Source organism: Burkholderia sp. AU33803 (genome assembly GCF_002223095.1).
Lineage (GTDB): Bacteria > Pseudomonadota > Gammaproteobacteria > Burkholderiales > Burkholderiaceae > Burkholderia.
Genome location: NZ_NKFJ01000008.1, coordinates 133,653 through 152,467, shown reverse-complemented (window position 1 = coordinate 152,467; position 18,815 = coordinate 133,653). Strand labels below are relative to the sequence as shown.

At 68.5% G+C, this 18,815-nt stretch carries 13 protein-coding genes; 4 read left to right on the top strand and 9 right to left on the bottom strand.

All coding sequences use genetic code 11. From position 1 onward, the window contains the following. Positions 1-136: 136 nt before the first annotated feature. Genes CFB41_RS32220 through CFB41_RS32210 form a run of 3 tightly spaced genes read right to left on the bottom strand, consistent with a single transcriptional unit; the run spans position 137 to position 5,936 of the window. Positions 137-1,603 (bottom strand): efflux transporter outer membrane subunit, encoded by a 1,467-nt coding sequence (locus CFB41_RS32220; RefSeq protein ID WP_089459737.1) that lies wholly within the window; start codon positions 1,601-1,603, stop codon positions 137-139. Further along, a complete protein-coding gene (locus tag CFB41_RS32215) occupies positions 1,603-4,773 on the bottom strand; it encodes an efflux RND transporter permease subunit (RefSeq protein ID WP_089459380.1) in 3,171 nt (1,056 codons plus the stop codon). The genes CFB41_RS32220 and CFB41_RS32215 overlap by 1 nt, the downstream gene beginning before the upstream one ends. Beyond that, positions 4,770-5,936, bottom strand: a complete 1,167-nt coding sequence (locus CFB41_RS32210; RefSeq protein ID WP_089459379.1) for an efflux RND transporter periplasmic adaptor subunit — start codon at positions 5,934-5,936, stop codon at positions 4,770-4,772. The genes CFB41_RS32215 and CFB41_RS32210 overlap by 4 nt, the downstream gene beginning before the upstream one ends. Positions 5,937-6,429: 493 nt before the next feature. Between CFB41_RS32210 and CFB41_RS32205 the strand changes: the two genes are divergently transcribed. Next, the gene (locus CFB41_RS32205; protein ID WP_089459378.1) at positions 6,430-7,128 is read left to right on the top strand and encodes a TetR/AcrR family transcriptional regulator; all 699 of its coding nucleotides are present in this window, start codon (positions 6,430-6,432) and stop codon (positions 7,126-7,128) included. Positions 7,129-7,440: 312 nt separating this feature from the next. On the opposite strand, the gene CFB41_RS32200 is transcribed toward CFB41_RS32205, so the two are convergent. Both CFB41_RS32200 and CFB41_RS32195 read right to left on the bottom strand, forming a co-directional pair. Continuing rightward, positions 7,441-9,849 (bottom strand): hypothetical protein, encoded by a 2,409-nt coding sequence (locus tag CFB41_RS32200; protein ID WP_089459377.1) that lies wholly within the window; start codon positions 9,847-9,849, stop codon positions 7,441-7,443. 39 nt (positions 9,850-9,888) lie between these two features. Continuing rightward, entirely contained in the window at positions 9,889-11,451 is a 1,563-nt protein-coding gene (locus tag CFB41_RS32195; RefSeq protein ID WP_256941327.1) for an anion permease, read from the bottom strand. Between the two features lie 165 nt (positions 11,452-11,616). Between CFB41_RS32195 and CFB41_RS32190 the strand changes: the two genes are divergently transcribed. The 3 genes from CFB41_RS32190 to CFB41_RS32180 all read left to right on the top strand — a co-directional run bounded on the left by CFB41_RS32190 (position 11,617) and on the right by CFB41_RS32180 (position 15,456). Next, positions 11,617-12,402: a GntR family transcriptional regulator gene (locus CFB41_RS32190; RefSeq protein ID WP_089459375.1), complete on the top strand. Its 786-nt coding sequence runs from the start codon at positions 11,617-11,619 to the stop codon at positions 12,400-12,402. Positions 12,403-12,772: 370 nt separating this feature from the next. Next, a complete protein-coding gene (locus tag CFB41_RS32185; RefSeq protein WP_089459374.1) occupies positions 12,773-14,128 on the top strand; it encodes an MmgE/PrpD family protein in 1,356 nt (451 codons plus the stop codon). After that, the gene (locus tag CFB41_RS32180; RefSeq protein WP_089459373.1) at positions 14,125-15,456 is read left to right on the top strand and encodes an LLM class flavin-dependent oxidoreductase; all 1,332 of its coding nucleotides are present in this window, start codon (positions 14,125-14,127) and stop codon (positions 15,454-15,456) included. Before CFB41_RS32185 ends, CFB41_RS32180 begins: the two co-directional genes overlap by 4 nt. A gap of 1 nt (position 15,457) precedes the next feature. Here CFB41_RS32180 and CFB41_RS32175 read toward each other — a convergent pair whose 3' ends face one another. Genes CFB41_RS32175 through CFB41_RS32160 form a run of 4 tightly spaced genes read right to left on the bottom strand, consistent with a single transcriptional unit; the run spans position 15,458 to position 18,632 of the window. After that, entirely contained in the window at positions 15,458-16,297 is an 840-nt protein-coding gene (locus CFB41_RS32175) for an amino acid ABC transporter ATP-binding protein (RefSeq protein ID WP_089459372.1), read from the bottom strand. Beyond that, entirely contained in the window at positions 16,284-17,069 is a 786-nt protein-coding gene (locus tag CFB41_RS32170; protein ID WP_089459371.1) for an amino acid ABC transporter permease, read from the bottom strand. The genes CFB41_RS32175 and CFB41_RS32170 overlap by 14 nt, the downstream gene beginning before the upstream one ends. Further along, positions 17,059-17,793, bottom strand: coding sequence for an amino acid ABC transporter permease (locus CFB41_RS32165; protein ID WP_089459370.1), 735 nt, complete (start codon positions 17,791-17,793; stop codon positions 17,059-17,061). The genes CFB41_RS32170 and CFB41_RS32165 overlap by 11 nt, the downstream gene beginning before the upstream one ends. Then, the gene (locus CFB41_RS32160; RefSeq protein WP_089459369.1) at positions 17,790-18,632 is read right to left on the bottom strand and encodes a transporter substrate-binding domain-containing protein; all 843 of its coding nucleotides are present in this window, start codon (positions 18,630-18,632) and stop codon (positions 17,790-17,792) included. The genes CFB41_RS32165 and CFB41_RS32160 overlap by 4 nt, the downstream gene beginning before the upstream one ends. Between the last annotated feature and the right edge of the window lie 183 nt (positions 18,633-18,815).

The window sequence follows — 18,815 nt, the reverse complement described above, 5'->3', positions numbered from 1 at the left end:
CCGGTTCATCCCGCGCGACGCGCCGAACATTCATCGTCACGAGCGGCGGCGCGCATCGGGCCTCCGGATTCGGTCCGGCGCGGCCCGCAGGCACGCAACCGGCCCGACGCGTGGCCCGCCGCGCGCCCCGCCGCGATTACTGCCGGGCCACGACCGTCGCACCTGCGTCGGGCGGCAACTCGCCCATCGCCTGCAGCAGCGCGGCCGTATCGATCATTCGACGGCTCGCGGCGCGCACCGAATCGAGCTCCGCATTCAGGTACTGCCGCTCGCTCGCCCGTTGCGCGGTCATCGGCACCGCACCGAGCGCGCGGCGCTGCACCGTTTCGTCGAAGCCTTCGCCGGCCGCGCGCGCCGCGAGTTCGTTCGCGGCCAGCGCCTCGGCGTCGTTTTCCAGCGCGGCGAGCGAATCGGCAACGTCGCCGAACGCGGACAGCACCGTCGCCTTGTACTGCAGCACGGCCGCGTCGTACGCGTCGCGTGTCGCGCGGCGGTGAGCCAGCAGCGCGCCGCCGTGGAACAGCGGCTGCGACAGCCCGGCGCCGACCGCCCACAGCCCGCCCGCACCCGACAGCAGCGCCGGCCAGCTGAAGCCGCCGCGCCCCATCGTCGCGGTGAGCGACAGGCTCGGGAACAACTGCGCGGTCGCTTCGCCGACGTCGGCCGATGCGGCCTTCACGGCGGCCGCGGCCGCGCGAATGTCCGGGCGCGCCTGCAGCAGGTCGGACGGCACGGCCACGGGCACGTGGGCCGGCAGCGACAACCCGCTGAACGCCGGAATCGGCGGCGCCGCGTCAGGCGTACGGCCCAGCAGGATCGCCAGCGCGTGAACCGCGCGTGCGCGTTGCTGGCGCAACGGCGGCAGCGTCGCGGCGAGCGACGCGGCATCCTGCGCCGAGGCCAGCGCCTGCACGTGCGACATCGCGCCGAGCGCGTAGCGCTGCTGGTCCTCGCGCGCGGCCGCGTCGGCCACGGCGACCAGGCGCTCGGTCAACAGGATCTGGCGGTCGAGCGCCGCCGCGCCGATGGCGGTGCCGACGATGTTGGCCGCCAGCGCGCGCCGCGCCGCTTCGAGTTCGCAGCCGCGCACGTCGACACGCGCGGCGCTCGCCGCGTTCGCATACCGTGTGGCGCCGAACAGGTCGAACGTGTAATGCGCCTGCAGTTGTCCGACGAATACGTTGTAGCGCAGGTTTTGCGCGCCCGCGCCGGAAATGTCCGGCGTGCGCGTGCGGGCCACCTGCGCGTTCGCATCGATCGACGGCAGCGTCGACGCGCCGACCTGCGCGCGCAGCTCCTCCTGCGCGGCGGCGAGCGTCTTTTCCGTCGCGGCGAGCGTCGGATTGGCGCGCAGCCCTTCGTCGACCAGCGCGTCGAGCGCGCTGGAGCGATAGAGCCGCCACCACTGCGGAACCGGCGCGGCGCCGACGTCGAATTGCTGCGCGACGCCCGCCGCTTCGGCGGTGCGCGGTGCCTGCGGCGTCGCGCCGTAGTTCGCCGGCGACGGCATCGCGGGCGGCGTGCTGCTCGGGGCCATCGCGCAGCCGCCCAGGCCGAGCGCGGCGCTCGCGGCGAGCACCGAGGTGATACGAGGGAATTTCATCAGCATGTCTCCGAGGAGGCGACGTCCATTGCGCGCGACTCGCGTTCGTCGCTGCGTACCTTGAAGCACGTCGCATAGAGGGCCGGCAGGAAGAAGATGGTCAGCACCGTCGCGATCGTGATCCCGCCCATCAGCGCGGTGGCCATCGGGCCGAAGAAGCCGGAGCGCAGCAGCGGAATCAGCGCCAGCACCGCGGCGGCGGCCGTCAGCATGATCGGCCGGAAGCGGCGCACGGTCGCGCCGACGATCGCGGTGAAGCGCGGCTGCCCGGCGGCGATGTCCTGGTCGATCTGGTCGACGAGGATCACCGAGTTGCGCATGATGATCCCGAACATCGCGATCACGCCGAGCAGCGCGACGAACCCGAACGGCTTGCCGAACAGCAGCAGCGCGGCGACCACGCCGATCAGGCCGAGCGGCGCCGTCAGCACGACGATGAAGGTGCGCGAGAAGCGCTTGAGCTGGATCATCAGCAGCGTCAGCACCGCGATGATCATCAGCGGCATCTGCGCGTTGATCGACGTCTGGCCCTTCATGCTTTCCTCGGCGGCGCCGCCGATCTCGATCCGGTATCCGGCCGGCAGCGCGGCGCGCACCGTCGCGAGCGCCGCGTCGATGTCCCGCGTCACGCCGATGCTCGGCGCTTCGCCGCGCACGTCGGCCTGCACGGTGACGGTCGGCTGGCGGTCGCGTTCCCAGATCACGCCGTATTCGAGCGTGTCGCGCACGTGACCGATCGTGCCGAGCGGCACCGGGCCATGCGGCGTGGGGATCGCCAGGCCCGCGAGCTTCGACGGGTCGATGCGTTCGCGCTTCGGCGCGCGCAGGTCGACGTCGACCAGCTTGTCGCGCTCGCGATACTGCGTGACCGTGTAGCCCGACAGCGTCATCGCGAGGAAGCCCGACACGTCTTCCGACGTCACGCCGAGCTGGCGTGCCTTGAGCTGGTCGATGTCGAACGACACCGATCGCTCGGCCGGCTCGTCCCAGTCGAACTGCACGTTGCGCGTGCGGGCGTCGGCGCGCACCTGGTCCGCGACTTTCTCGGCGATGCCGCGTACGGTCGCGATGTCGTCGCCGCTGACGCGGAACTTGATCGGGAACCCGACGGGCGGGCCGTTCTCGAGCCGCGCGACTCGGGTGCGCACGGTCGGGAAGCTGCTCGCGAGCGTCGACTCGAGCCAGTGCGACAGGCGATCGCGCGATTCGATGTCCTTCGCCGTGATCACGAACTGCGCGAAATTCGGCTGCTGCAACTGCTGGTCGAGCGGCAGGTAGAAGCGCGGCGCGCCGGTGCCCACGAAATCGACGACGTGCGCGATTTCAGGCCGGCCGTCGAGCACCGTCTCGAGCCGCCTGGCCTCGCGCAGCGTCGCGTCGAACGATGCGCCTTCCGGCAGACGCATGTCCACCAGCAGTTCCGGCCGTTCCGAATTCGGGAAAAACTGCTGCGGCACGCGCGTGAACGCGGCCATCGCGATCGCGAACAGCACGGCCGTCACGCCGAGCACGACCCAGCGGCGCTCGATGCAGGCCGAGATCCATCCGGACAGGCGCCGGTAGAAGCCCGTGTCGTACACCGCGTCGCCATGCGCATGACCGTCGTGATGCGCTCGTTCGGGCAGCAAGTGGTAGCCGAGCAGCGGCACCAGCACGACGGCCGCGAACCACGACACGATCAGCGCGATTGCCGATACCTCGAAGATCGAGCGCGTGTATTCGCCGGTACTCGATTTCGCGAGCGCGATCGGCAGGAAGCCCGACACGGTGACGAGCGTGCCCGTGAGCATCGGGAACGCCGTGCTCGTGTACGCGAATGCCGCGGCGCGCGTGCGGCTCCAGCCCTGTTCGAGCTTCACGGCCATCATTTCGACGGCGATGATCGCGTCGTCCACCAGCAGCCCGAGCGCGAGCACCAGCGTGCCGAGCGACACCTTGTCCAGGCCGATACCGAATACGTGCATGCAGAGCGCCGTCACGGCCAGCACGATCGGAATCGTGATGACGACGACCATGCCGGTGCGCAGGCCGAGCGACACGAGGCTCACGACGAGCACGATCGCGACGGCTTCGCCGACCGCTTCGACGAAGTCGTCCACCGAGTGCTTGACCGCGTGCGGCATGCTCGCCACCGCCGTCAGCTGCAGGCCGGCCGGCAGGCCCGCCTGCAGTTCGGCCGCGTTCGCATCCAGCGCCTTGCCGAGGTCGATCACGTCGCCGCCTTTCTGCATCGTGACGCCGATGCCGAGCACCGCGTGGCCGTTCGTCCGCATCTGCGTGACGGGCGGATCGTCGTAGCCGCGCGTGACGGTCGCGACGTCGCCCAGCCGGAACGTCCGGCCATTCACGGTGACGAGCATGTCGGCGAGCGCCTGCGTGTCCTTGAACGCGCCGCTCGGCCGCACGAACACGCGGTCGTCCGCGGTCGTGATGGTGCCGGCCGGCGCGACGGCATTCTGTGCGTCGATCGCCTGCGCGAGCTGCTGCGGCGTGATCGCGAGGCGCGTCAACTGCGCGTTCGAGATCTCGACGAACACGTGCTGGGCGGGATCGCCGAAGTAGTCGACCTTCGCGACGCCCGGCACGCGCAACAGTACGGCACGCAGCCGGTCCGCATAGTCGTGCAGTTGCGCGGGCGAATAGCCGTCGCCTTCCAGCGCGTAGATATTGGTGTACACGTCGCCGAATTCATCGTTGAAGAACGGGCCGACGGTGCCTTTGGGCAGTGTCGCGCGGATGTCGCCGACCTTCTTGCGCACCTGGTACCAGGTCTCAGGTACCTGGTCGACCGGCGCGGAATCCTTCATCGAGAAGAAGATCATCGACTCGCCGGGCCGCGAATAGCTCTTGATGTTGTCGACGTACGGCGCCGCCTGCAGCTGGCGGCCGATCCGGTCCGTGACCTGTTCCTGCACGTCGCGCGCCGTCGCGCCGGGCCAGTAGGTCTGGATCACCATCGTGCGGAACGTGAACGGCGGATCCTCCGATTGCGCGAGACGCGTATAGCCGATCACGCCGAAGATCGTCGCGAGGCCGATCAGGAAGATCACCAGTTGCTGGTGCTTCAATGCCCATGCGGACAGGTTGAAGTGGTCAGCGTCGCTCGACGCGGCTCCGGCCTGGGCGCGATGTCCGTCGCCGGTGCCGTGCGGATGTTGCGGAGCGTTCATGATGCGAGATCCTCCGCATGCAGCGGCGGCACGATGCGCACGCGCTCGCCGGCACTGACCGTGTGAACGCCCTGCATCACGACGCGCTCGTCGTTCGCGAGGCCGGACGTGACGGTGACCGTGCGTTCGTCGTAGCGGCCGATCGTCACCGCGCGCAGTTCGAGCGTGTCGCTGCCCTTTCGGACGACCCACACGGCCGGGGCCTCGCCGCGGTGAAAGAGCGCGGTGGCCGGCAGCGTGATCGCGCGGTCCGCAGCGGGCCCCGCGGCAGCATCGAACGTCACGTTCGCCGTCATACCGGAGCGCACGTCCGGCCCCGACGAGAGCAGCGTCAGCTTCACGCGCCAGGTGCGGCTCTGCGGATCGGCGGCAGCGGCGACTTCGCGCACGCGCGCATCGAGCACCTTGCCCGGAAGGGCCGTCAGGCTGACACGAGCGGGGCGACCGACCGCGAGAGCGGGCAGGTCGCGCTCCGACACGTCGCACACGATGTCGAGATCGCCGCTCCAGTCGAGATGGAACACGGCCTGGCCGGGCTCGACGTTTTGCCCGGTATCGGCATCTTCGGACGTGATCACGCCGTCGTGATCGGCCGTCAGTGTCGCGTAGCGCAGGTGATCGCCGGCGAGCGCCATTTGCGCGAGCGCGGAATCGCGCTGCGCGACCGCCGACGCATACGCGTCCTGCGTCGTCTCGAGTTGTGCCGGTGCGATCAGGTTGGCCTGCGCCTGCGCGCGATCGCGATCCAGTTGCTGTTTGGTGTACGCAACACGGTGCTCGGCCGCATCGAGTTGCGCACGCGCATTCAGCAACGTGTTGCGCAGATCGGCCGGGTCGAGCGTCGCGAGGGCCTGGCCGGCTTTCACCGTGTCGCCGATTCGCACGCGCCGCTCGACGATCTTGCCGCCGACGCGAAACGACAGCGGCGTCGAATAGCGTGCCTGAACCTGCGCCGGCAGCACACGCTGCGCCGTGTCGTTGTCCTCGTGCACCGCCAGTGCGACCACCGGCTGCAGTTCGGGCGCGGGCGTCTCGTGCGAATGGCAGGCCGTCAGCAGAATGGCGCAGCACGCGATGGCGACGGGCGCTCGCCGGGCCGGCGGGACGATGCGTGTCAGAAGCGGGCGCGTGAAGGTTCGCGCGTCAAGACCGGGTGATTTCACGATGTTTCCAAGACAAGTGAGGGTCAACTGAACAGGGTTGGGCGACCACGGAGGCGCCCGGATTCATGCAGATGCGGCGCGGCGCGTTCGTCGCTGTCGATTCTGCATATCAATCAGTACTGCGATATTTCAATTACGGCTTGCTCCGGCTGCAGGCATGCCGATTCCCTGTGCGGGGCAGACGCGAACGTGCGGATGCGCACGCAGCGCTTCGACCGGCGACCACCGCGCAAAGCCGAGCGGCACCGCTCGTCGTTGCGGCCGAAGCCGCGCGCGACACGACGGGTGACGAAGCGGCGGTTACGGCGTGCTCGGCGCTTTTGGCGCCGATTTCGCTTGCTGCCGCGCGTCGGGCACAGCCCCTCGACAGGAGCCGGATGCTGTGATTTTCGAGATTAAACTCATAACTGATAAAGTTGTCAAGTATGAGTCGTGGATCTAAAATTGCGCCATGCAGAAAGTTCTATCGAATAGAGGAAGGGGAGGCGGGCTCATGGACGATCGGACAGTCGGGCCCCTTCGGCCTGCCGGCCGCGCCGGTGTAGCGGCGCCGCGCCAGCCGCGCGGCGCCCGGCGCAAGGAGGCCACGCGCATGCGGCTGCTGCACGCGGCGTTCAGGTTGATGGCGGAAAAGGGGCCGGACAACGTGGCGATCAGCGAGATCACCGAGGCGGCGGATGTGGGGTTCGGTTCGTTCTACTACCACTTCGAATCGAAGGACGGCATCTTCGCCGCGCTGACGGAGTGGGTGTTCGACGATTTTGCGGACGGGCTCGAGCGTCTCGCGAGCGGCTTGTCCGATCCCGCCGAGGTCGTGTCCGTCTGCGTACGCCACACGCTGATGCGTGCGCGCCGCGAGCGGCTGTGGGCCCGGTTCCTGATGCGGGAGGGCTTCTCGGTGCGCGCGCTCGACCACGGGCTCGGCCGGCGGTTGCGGCGGGACAGCGAACGCGGCATCGCCGCACGCCGCTTCGTCGTCGACGATCCGCTGATGAGCGTGCTGGCGATGACCGGAACGATTCTCGCGGCGATCGCCGCGGAGTGTCACACGACGGCTGCGTCGGCGAGCGGCATGCCGGAGCGGGTGGCGGCCCTGGTGCTGCAGACGCTCGGCCTCACGCGCGCCGAGGCATACGATGTCGCGAACCGACCGCTGCCCCCGGGCGTCTTCGCCACGGCGGATACGGCGTGACTGTTTGCGGCATGCCGTTGCCAGGGCGGCTGCGTCCCCGGTTCCCGCATCGTCATCGTGATCTGCTCCGTTGCAGCGATCGCAGCCTCCGGCGCCGGGCACCCGGTGACCGGTTAGCTTATGCGGCCCGAAAGCAATGGGATGGACGCCCCAACCGGAAACGTCGCAGTCGTGCAAAAGTGGGATTGTGCGTGCACCACGTCAACGAATAGGCGCTCCCGTCATGATGGCTACGGTTATTGGCATCGATCCGGCAAAGAACGTGGTCCAGCTGCACGGCGGCAACGAGCACGGCAGGGTGGTGCTAAAAACCTAGCCGAACGTGATGAACTGAGCCGACGACCACACCTTGCTGTCGTTGCGTTGCCGCCCAAAGAAATAGACAGGGCGGTAGCCGAACTCCGCATGGCCGGGCTCGACCTCGATGCTGCCGGAGAGATCGACGGGCAGCGGCTGGTCGGTCAGTCGCTCGAGCGCGACGAACAGCTCCGTTCCGCCAAGCGCATGCGTCGCCGTCCCACTCGCGAGCAGTTCCGCACCGCTGATCTCGAAACGGAATTCAGGCGCATGGACGAATGGATTGCGCTGCAACGGATCGCCGACCTTCGCGAAGCTGTCGATCGTGCCTTCGACCACGATCGTCGCGGCGGCGAGATTGCCGATGTCGAGCTCGATGCTGTCGGCGTCGCCGTAAGTGTCGCTGCGGAATTCGACGTCGGTCGCGCCAGTGCGCCATGCCGATTCCTCGACATGCTCGAACCCGTTAGACCCGAAACGGTGGATCGTGCCGTTGACGATCCGGATCCGGCCGCGCCACGCGGCCCAGCGGTAGCGATCGCGAATGCGGGCGCCGCCCCAGCGCACCCGGACGAGGCGCTCCGCGTAGCCGAGTTCCGCATGCAGGTTGCGCTCCCAGAGCAGACCCTCGTGATCGTACGCGGCCACGTATTCCCACCCGGACTGGCCGAGCAGCCGGTAGTGGAGCCGAGCCGGCCCATGGTGCGCGAATGCGTCGCCTTGCCAGTGATCGCCGCAGCGCACGAGCAGCGCACTGTGCTCGCCGGTGGTCGCCCATGTGCGGCGCGCACGCAGTGCTTCGCCGACGTGCTTGCGATCGAGTGCGGGGGCGAGCACGCCCGTCAGCCCGCCATGTACGCCGAAGACCTGCACGCCGGGTGCGCCGCCGCCCGGCCGGCCGCGATGTTCGTCGCCGCTGGCCGCGACGCCGAGCGGGTAGCCGCGTTCGATCACATCCTGATACAGCCAGCCGAAGTGGCCCCACGACGACGCGATCTCGACGAGCCGTTCAAGCTCGGGGTGGTGCCAGTCCGGAATGTAGCGGCGGCCGCCGACATGCGGCATCACGAGATGTTGCGCGGCATCGTCCGCATACGCATCCCACAGTTCTTCGACGGGCCAGCGGCCGAGCTCGACCGCCGTGCCCTTCATGTCCTCGTTCCAGACGAGCGTGCGATTGTGCTCGCCGCGCGCGTTGTACGGAAAATCCGGTCGCGCGTCGCCGAGGAACACCACGTTGTGATCGCCGCCGGCGGTCGAGCTGCCGCACCATTCCTGTACCGGATACACGACGAAGCGGCCCGGTTCGTTGAAGCGCTCGACCGCATCGACGCCGAGCTGCCAGTTCTCGTCGGTGATCTGGAAGTCGTTCGCGGTATAGCCGAGCACGTCGATGCCGCCGATGTCGCGGGCGTAGCGCGCGTTGTACTCGGGGCTGTTGGTGCCGACCGTGTCATGTGCGTGCACATGCAGATCCGCATACAGCGCGCGCGGCGCGGGCAGCGACGCGTCGATCGTCAGCCATGCTTCGGCCGCGCGCACATCCGGGCGCGTCGGCACGTCGGCGACGATGCGCAGCGTGCCCGCGTCGACCGGCAGGTCGTCCACCGCGCAGCTTGCAAAGTCCGCATCGGGCAGCGCGTGTTCGCGCCGGTAGACGATCTCGCCGCGAACGTCATACGCGACGACACGCGCATGGCCGCCGACCTCGCGGCACGCGTTGCCCCAGCGGTCCTGCAGCGACAGCCGGAATGGTGCGCGCGTGCCGGGCTGCACGAAGCGCGGGCCGTTCAGCAACACGTCGGAAGGCGCACCGGCACGGATGTCGATCGCTATGTCGCCGGGCACCGCGACGAAGCGCGACGTGCCGAGCGGATCGACGTAGAGCCGGAAGCGGAAGTTGTCTTCGGCGAAGGTCTGCACCCGCGTGCCGGGGCCGCGGCGGCGGTCGCCGAGGCGAATCACGATCCGGTCGCCGGCGTTCACGTAACCGTCGACGATGTCGACGATCACGGCTTTCTGGAACGGCCGCTCATGCCCCTTCTGGTCGAAGCGCACGTTCAGCGCCTGCACGGTGGCCGGGCTCTGGCCCGGCACGAGCGGCGCCGCGAGGTACTCCGCGCTGATGTAGTTCGCGGCGCTCGGGTCGCTCGTCTGGAACAGCGCCCAATCCGAATAGAACTTGAAGGTCGCCTTCAGCCAGCCGCCGTCGGCGATGCCGGACGAGCCGACCTCGTAGTCGAGCACGATCTCGCTCCACTCGCCGGCTTCGAGACGGGTGACGTTGCAGCGCACGCGTCCGGCGAACGGCAGGCGTTTGTGGCGTTCGTACAAGCCTTGCGGCGCGACGTGCGGGCCCAGGCGGTCGCGCAGCGCCGCGGCGCGCGCGTCGACGGTATCGATGGCGTCGTTGGATTCGTTCATGGTGGAATGCAAAATGATGTCGACGGAAGGCGGCGCGCGTCAATGCGCGAACGGCCAGGGCGCACTTGCGTCCCAGACGGGAATGCCCATGTACGCGTACCACGGCGCGATCACGCAGAGGCCGTAGACGATCGCGATCAGCACCGCCACCGAGCCGACCTTCGCGTAGTCGGCCGTCGAGAACGCGCCGCTGCTGTAAGCGATGACGCCAGCGGTGATCTGCGTCGGCAGCAAATACGCGAAGCTGTCGGTATCGCTGACGAGCATCGTGAACGCGACCGGATGCAGCCCGAGGCGCGGTGCGAGCGCCAGCGCAATCGGCGCGATCATCGTGACGGCCGCGACATTGGACAACATGCCGATGCGGATCACGTGCGTGCCAAGCATCACGATCGCGATCGCCAGCCACCAGCCGTGCCCGCGCGCGGCAACGTAAACCTGATCGGCGGCCCAGCTCGCGAGCCCCGACGCGCTGATCGCCGACGACAGCGACAACGCACCGGCGAGCAGGAACAGCGTGCCCCAGATCGTGCGCTGTTCGACTTCGGCCCAGCCGAAGCGCAACACGCCGGGCGCGAACAACAGCGCGAGCGCGATCAGCGCGACGATTTCCGACGACAGGTGATGCAGCGGCTCGGTGGCCCACAACACGGCGACGGCCGCGAACAGCGCGAGCACGGCCCAGTCGTTGCGCGCGGCGCGCGGCTGCGCGGCGCGCATCGCCGCGATCGAGTCGGGGCCACCGGGAATCGCGACGGCGCGCGAGCGGAAATGGAATTGCACCCACGCTTGCGTGATCGCGAACATCCCCAGGTAGGGCCACTGCAGCTTCAGCCACGTCAGGTAAGAGATCCGGATGCCGAGCTGCTTCTCCAGCAAGCCGGACACGACCATGTTCGGCAGATGGGCCGTCAGGATGCACATGCCGCTGATCATCGCGCCGTACACGAGCGTCTGGATCACGATCGCCTTGCGTGCGGCGCGTTCGCGCGGCGTTTCGCCGAACAGCCGGACGATGCCGTTCGTGACCGGCAGCAGCGTCGCGGCACGCGCGTTCGCGGCCGGCACGACGAGCGCCATCACGCAGTTCACCGCGAACATCGCCCAGATCACGCCGTTGGCCGTGCGCACCTTCAGCCGGTCGAGCAGGAGCAGCGCGATGCGGCGGTCGAGCCCGCTCGCCTGCATGATCGCGGAGAACAGAAAGGCGGCGAGGCACAGGAACACGACCGGCGCGGCGAAGCCGCTGGCCGCCTTCGGAAACGACGGGCTCGCGTGCGACAGCACGAGCAGCATCGGCAGCAGGATGCCGCTCACGCCGACGGGAATCGCCTCGGTGATCCAGACGATCGCGACCCACGCGACCACGGCGAGCGTCGCCTTGCCTTCCGCGGACAGATGCGCGGGCGCAGGCAGCCACCACGCGATCGCGAAGAACGCGATCCATGCGGCGGCGAAGCCGATCGCGGCACGCCACTGCGCGCTGGTCGATCGGGCTGCCGGGTGCGGATCGGCGGGTCGGGGTGCTGCCGTTTCAGCCCGTGGCGGGCGACTTGCCTGCGTGCCGTCGAGCGGCGGCGTGCCGATTGCGTTTTCAGTCACTGCTATGCTCCCCGTGCGTCGGGCCCCGTGAAACTGAAACGGCAGCCCCGACCGTCTGTCGAGATGTCATAATACGTATTAATACAAGTTGAGCGATCCAATTGCTTTTCATATCGATATCGGGGATCGCGCATAGCGCGAGCCGAGCACGGAGAGGAACATTCGATGACGCTGGTGCGTGACGACGCGACGTCGCTTTACGAGCAGATCGCGACGACGCTGCGCGACGAGATCGAGCAGGGGATCTACGAGCCGACCGGCAAGCTGCCGTCCGAGGCGCAACTGAGCGAGCGTTTTCAGGTGAGCCGCGTGACCGTGCGGCTCGCGCTCGATCGGCTGGCCGACGCGCGTATCGTCGAGCGCAAGCAGGGCAAGGGCACGTTCGCCGCGAAGCAGCGGCTGAGGCACCGGCTCGATGTGCTGCGCGGGCTGCACGATTCGATCGCCGGGCAGCGCGCGCGCGCGCGAATGGAGTTGCTGCGAATGGAAACATGTGACGTACCGCCGGGCTTGCAGCAAGTATTCGCCGCCGACGTCACGAGCTGCATTTATCTCGAACGCCTGCACTGGGTCGACGACGAGCCGATCGCGCTCGCGCAGACCTGTCTGTTGCCTGAGGCAAGTGCCGTCGCTTATGCGCAGGCCGACAGCGTGCCGACTTACGAACTGCTGGAGCAGTTGCTCGGCTGGCGCATTGCCGACGCCGACATGTCGGTGACGGCCGTGGCCGCGCCGGACGATATCGCCGCCCTGCTCAAGACCGGCAAGCTGGCGCCGCTGCTGGTGTTGCGGCGTACGTCTCGTCTGGCCGACGGCCGCACGTGTGAATCCACGCTGTTTCATATTCGGCCGGAGCGCTTCGACCTGGTGGTGCGAAGCGGTGTCGAAGCGCGATTTGTCGCCCATGGCACGCCTTCCGTCGGGGATCACGGCGATGGCGCCGCGCGGTGAATCGATCGGACAGGTCGTTCAGACGCCCGGGAAATCCCGTTCTGATTCAGCTTCCCGATTTTTATTCCTCCCTGGAATTTCGCCGCTTCGTCATGTCGGCGGCACGGCTCGTGTCGACTGCCGGCCTGGCGCGTCACGGCAGCAGCAAGCTGCCGGTCAGCACTGACCCGGTTCATTGACGGCGTCATGCACGGCGCGAAGTTGCCCGGCTCCCGTCGGGCAACGCTGAATGCGCGATATAGAAAGCTCGAATACTTGGTTGGGTCCGCACGAAGGCTTCGCTAGTATCCGACGCTCCCATCGGAGCCGGAACCGGAAGGTTCCGGCTGCGCCGCCCATTGCGGCGTTTCGCGACTTCCCAACTGCCGACATGTCTTCCCACTCGATTCCCGACGGCACCACGCGCCGGCTGGCCGCCGCGATTGCGTGCGCCGAGCCCTCGCGTGATCCATCCGCCATCGCAGCCGCGCGGCGCGGGCTGCTCGATTTCCTTGCCGCCGCATTCGCCGGCGCGCGCGACAACGGTTACCGCAAGCTGCTGGCGGTGTGCGGTCGCGATTCGGCCGGGGCAGTCGCGGTCATCGGCAGTGCGACACCGGCGTCGCCGCAATATGCGGCGCTGCTCAACGGTTATGCAGGCCACGCGCTCGACTACGACGACGTGCACAGCAGCGTGCGCGGCCATCCCGGCACCGTGCTGCTGCCGGCGCTGCTCGCGCTCGCGCAGGTGCGCGCACGCAGCGCGCTCGAACTGCTCGACGCATACGTCGTCGGCGTCGAGACGATGGCGCGGATCGGTCTCGCGCTCGGCAGCCGCCACTACGAACTCGGTTTCCACAACACCGCGACGCTCGGCACGCTCGGCGCGGCCGCCGCCGCGGCACGTCTGCTCGGGCTCGATGCGGCGGCCACCGACAACGCGCTCGGCATCGCCGCGACGCAGTCGGCCGGGCTGCGGCTGCAGTTCGGCAGCGAGGTCAAGCCATTGCACGCGGGCCTGGCGGCGCGCGCGGGGCTGTTCGCCGCCGAACTCGCCGAGGCGGGACTGGCCGGCGCGCCGGGCGCACTCGACGGCCCGGAAGGATTCTTCGCCGTATTCGGCGGTGGCGCGGCGCAGCCGGCGCGCGTGCTGGCCGACTGGGGCGCGCCGTGGCAGATCGTGTCGCCCGGCCTGTACTTCAAGCCGTGGCCGTGCTGCACGGCAACCCATTACGCGGTGCAGGCCGCGCTCGATCTGCGCGCTCGCCACCGCATCGCGCCGGCGGACATCGTTGGCATCGCGGTCACCTTCCCGCCGGGCGGCGACACGCCGCTGTCGAACCGGCTGCCGGCAACCGGCCTCGAAGCGCGCTTCAGCGTGGAATACGCGGTGGCCGCCGCGCTGACGGATGGGCCGCCCGGCGTCGCGACGTTCGCCGACGTGCCCGTGCGCGACGACCTGATCGCGCTTGCCGCACGCGTGACGCGGCGCCACGACGCTGCCGCGCCGCGTGCGTCGACCGATCCCGCGACGCGCTTCTCGGTCGTCGAGATCGCGCTTCGTGGCGGTGACACGCTGCAGCAGCGCACCGAACGCCTCGTCGGTGCCGATGATCTCGCCGCGAAGTTCGCGGATGCAACTGCCCACGATCCCGCGCTCGCGTTCGTCCCGGAACTGGTCGACACGATGCGAAGCACGGCCGATCTCGCACGCCTTTTCCACACCTTTACGTCGCTTCAATCATGAGCACCGATCGCAGCACACCTTCCCGCCGCCAGATGCGCCTGGGGCTGTTCCTCCAGGGCGCCGGACACCACGTCGCCGGCTGGCGCCACCCCGACGCCGAATCCGGCAGCGAGAACTTCGACCTGCTGCGCCGCGTCGTGCAGACCGCCGAGCGTGCGAAGTTCGACATGGTCTTCCTCGCCGACGGCCTGACGAGCGGCCCGGACGCGCATCCGTCCATGGCGATGCGCTTCGAGCCGCTGAGCCTGCTGTCGGCGCTCGCGATGCACACGCGGCACATCGGCCTCGCGGCGACCGCATCGACGACATACAGCGAGCCTTACCACATCGCGCGCGTGTTCGCGTCGCTCGACCACCTGAGCGGCGGGCGCGCCGCCTGGAACGTCGTGACGACCTCGTACGACCGCACCGCCGCGAACTTCACGCGCGGCAACCATCCCGATCACGCGCAGCGCTACGAGATGGCCGGCGAATTCGTCGATGTCGTGAAGGGGCTGTGGGACAGCTGGGACGACGACGCGGTCGTCAGGGACAAGGCGCGCGGCGTGTATTTCGACCCGGCGAAGGTGCACGCGCTCGATCACGCCGGACGCTTCTTCAACGTGAAGGGGCCGCTGAACGCGTCGCGCCCTCCGCAGGGCCATCCGGTCGTGATTCAGGCCGGCTCGTCGGGCCCCGGCCAGGATCTTGCCGCGCGCACCGCGGAAGTGGTGTTCACCGCGCAGCAGACGCTCGAGGAAGCACAGGCCTTCTATCGCGACCTGAAGGGGCGGCTTGCGGCATACGGCCGCGGCGAGGACGCAATCGCCGTGATGCCCGGCGTATTTCCGGTGATCGGCCGCACCGAGCAGGAGGCCAAGGACAAGTATGCGCAGCTCCAGCAATGGACCGATACGTCGGGCGCGCTGACGCTGCTGTCCGACCGTCTCGGCCATGACGTGTCGAAGTATCCGCTCGACGGTCCGCTGCCCGACCTGCCCGAATCCGATCAGTTGAAGAGCCGCGCGAAGCTGCTGACCGATCTCGCACGCCGCGAGAACCTCACGCTGCGCGAACTCTACTACCTCGTCGCCGGCGCGCGCGGGCACCGGATCGTGTGGGGCACGCCGACGCAAGTCGCGGACGCACTGGAGGAGTGGTTCGAGGGTGGCGCCGCGGACGGCTTCAACATCATGCCGCCTTATTTCCCCGGCGGACTCGACGATTTCGTCGAGCATGTCGTACCGGAACTGCAACGCCGCGGCCTGTTCCGCACCGAATACGCGGGCACGACGCTGCGCGACCATCTCGGGCTCGCGCGGCCGCCGAGCCGCTACGCAGCGCGTTGACTCAGACCGCGAAGCGCGTCAGGTCGAGTGCGATCGGCGCGCTGTCGCGGCTGGCGTGCGGGCTGCCCGCGGGGCCGAGCGCATGCGCGAGGAAAGCCCGCGTGCGCGCGCTTTGCGGTGCGCGGAACAGTTGCGCGGCCGGCCCGTGCTCGACGATCACGCCCGCCTCGGTGAAGTAGACGACGTCGCTGATTTCCTCGGCGAACCGCATCTCGTGCGTGACGAGTACGCAGGTCATCCCGTCGCGCACGAGGTCGCGAATCACCGCCAGCACGTCGCCGACGGTTTCCGGATCCAGCGCGGACGTCACCTCGTCGAACAGGATCAGGTCGGGCTGCATCGCGAGCGCGCGGGCGATCGCGACGCGCTGCTGCTGGCCGCCCGACAGCTCGCCGGGGTACGCATGCGCCTTGTCGCCGAGGCGCACGCGTTCGAGCAGCGCGTGCGCGGTGCGCACCGCTTCGGCGCGATCGCGGCCGAGAATCCTGACCGGCGCGGCGACGAGGTTGTCGAGCACGCTCAGGTGCGGAAACAGGTTGTATTGCTGGAACACGAAGCCGACGCGCTTGCGCAGCGCGATTTCGTCGCGCTCGGATGCGAGCTGGTCGACGCGCGTGCCATCGACGTCGATCAGGCCGCGCTGCGGCCGCAACAGCCCCGTGATGCAGCGCAGGATCGTCGATTTGCCGGAGCCGGACGGCCCGATGATCGACACGGCCTGGCCGCGGTGCACGTCGAGATCGATACCGCGCAGCACGGGGGTCGTGCCGTAGGACAGGTGCACGTCGCGCAGGCGGACGAGCGGCTCGTCCGCGCCGCGCGGAGTTTCAGTGGAATGCATGACGTCGTTCGAGAAGGCGGGTGAAGCGGGCAATCGGGTAGCAGTACGCGAAAAACAGGCCGAGTACCGTGAAATAGACGACGACGGTGAAGTCGGCGCGCGCGACGGTGTTGCTCGCGACCTGCGCGGTGTCGAGCAGGTCGTGCACGCCGACGAGCGACGCGAGCGCGGTGGCCATCGTGATGCTCGCGTACAGGTTCATCCACGGCGGCAGCATGCGGCGCACGCATTGCGGCAGGATGATCCAGCGGAACACCTGCACGCGGCTGAACGCGAGCGAACGCGCGGCGTCCCACTGCGCGTGCGGAATCGACTGGATCGCGCCGCGGAAGATTTCCGCGAAGTTCGCGCTCGCCGGCAGTGCAAGGCCGAGCGTCACCTTGAACCAGTCCGGAAACGGCAGCGACGTGTGGCCGAGCCTGATTTCGAACGGGAATACGTAGGTCGAGAAATAGATCAGCACGAGCAGCGGCGCGTTGCGAAACACCTGCACGTACGCGCGCGCCGCAACGCGTGCGATGCCGAGCCGCGACAGCGTCAGCGGGCCGAGCACGAGGCCGGCGAGCGTGCCGAGCGCGATCGCCAGCGCGCTGATGCCGATGTTGACGAGCATCGCGTTGCCGAGCGCGGGCAGCCAGGTGGCGAGCGCGACGAGCGTCGGATGGTGCCGACCGGCAACAGCCAGCGCGACGACGGCCAGCGCGGCCAGTATTGCCGCGACCACGGGCCAGCGCACGAGGCGCGCGGGCGAAGCGAGCGAGTCAATGGCCATAGCCGGGTATCCTCAAGCGGTGTTCGAGCCAGCGCCCCGCGAGGTTGACCGTGAACGTGAGCGCGCCGAAGAAGAGCAGGATCAGGATCATCAACTCGAGCACGTTGTCGCGCTGCGTCCAGATCATGATCGACGCATAGGTGACGTCGCCCACCGCGATCGCCGAGGCGACCGTCGTCATCTTCACGAGGTCGACCAGGTTGTTGACGAGCGCGGGCAGCGCGAAGCGCATAGCGAGCGGCAACTGCACGTACCAGAGCCGCTGGCGGCGGCTGTAGCCGAGCGACTGCGCGGCTTCGAGCGTCGCGCGCGGCACCGCTTCGAGGCCGGCGCGCAGCGCTTCCGCATGAAACGCGCCCTTGTGCAGCGAGATCACGATCACGCTCCAGATGAACGGCGTCAGCGGATTGCCGCCCAGACCGCGCAGTGCGGCGCTGATCAGCATGTTGACGACGAGGAATGCGCAGAACAATTGCACGAGCGTCGGCGTGTTGCGGGTAAGCTCGACGAATGCGCGCGCGGGGCGCGCCAGTGCCGCGCGCGGCGACACCAGCAGCGCGGCGAGCACGACGCCGCACGCGAGGCTGCCGAGCGCGGTCGCGATCGACAGTTCGAGCGTCACGCCCATCCCGTGCACGAACGACGCGCGTTCGTCGGGGGCGAGCACGAAGCCGTAGTCGAGGCCGAGCTTGCGGAGCGCATCGACGGCGGCGGCCGCCGTCATGTGCGTTGCGCCTTGAGCTTCGCGTGCAGGTCGAGCACGGCTTGCGATGGCGTCATGCCGTTCTTGCGCTCGACGTCGAGCAGCCAGCCGCTGCGATGCCAGTCCTGGACGATCCGGTCGAGTGCGTTCTGCGTATCGGTCTCGCCCTTGCGGACCCAAATGACCGACGGCGACGGAATCAGGTCGGTCGGCAGCGGCGTCGCATAGTCCTTCCAGTCCGGATTGCGCGCGACGAGCATGCGCAACGTCGGCGCGACGTGCACGGCGGCCACGCAGTTGTTGCCGCGAAGCGCGAGCAGCGATTCGGGCTGGCCGCGGAACGCCTTCACCTGCGCACCGTATTCCGTCGCGAGCGGCTTCGTGTAGTTGCTGCCTTGCGACACGCAGACCGGCTTGCCGCGCACGTCGGCCCAGGTCTTGATGCCGCTGTCCTTGCGCGTGATCAGCGCGCCGCCGATGAACTCGAACGGCGTCGGCGCATACGACAGGATTTCCGCGCGCTCCGTCGTCAGCTCCATGTTGGCGATCAGCGCGTCGACCTTGCCCTGCTGCAGGAACTGCACGCGGTTCGACGGTTGCACGGGCGTCAGTTCGACGTCGACGCCGAGCCGTTTCGCCACGTCGTTCGCCAGATCGACGTTGAAGCCGACCGGTTTTTGCGTCGCGGGATCGAGCGAGCCGAACGGCGGGCCCGACAGGATCACGCCGATCGTGATCTTGTGACGTTGATGGATGCGATCGAGTGTGCTGTCCGCGCGAGCCACGCCGGAAAAAGCGGAAAAAAGGGCGGCGACGAGCAGCGCGTGGCCCGACGTAGTGCGAAACGATCTGCTGAACATGGGAAAGAGAGACGTTGTTTGGGTGAAGCGGGGCGGCGCGTCGCGCGCCCGGTTGTCGGGAGCGTGTATTTTCGGGATGCGGAACGCATCGAGGAACCAAGAAATTCTCATACCGTTATCTGGTCCTCCGATTTACGCAGACGAACACGACGCTCGCACGACCGGACTGGCGATGTGGCGGAG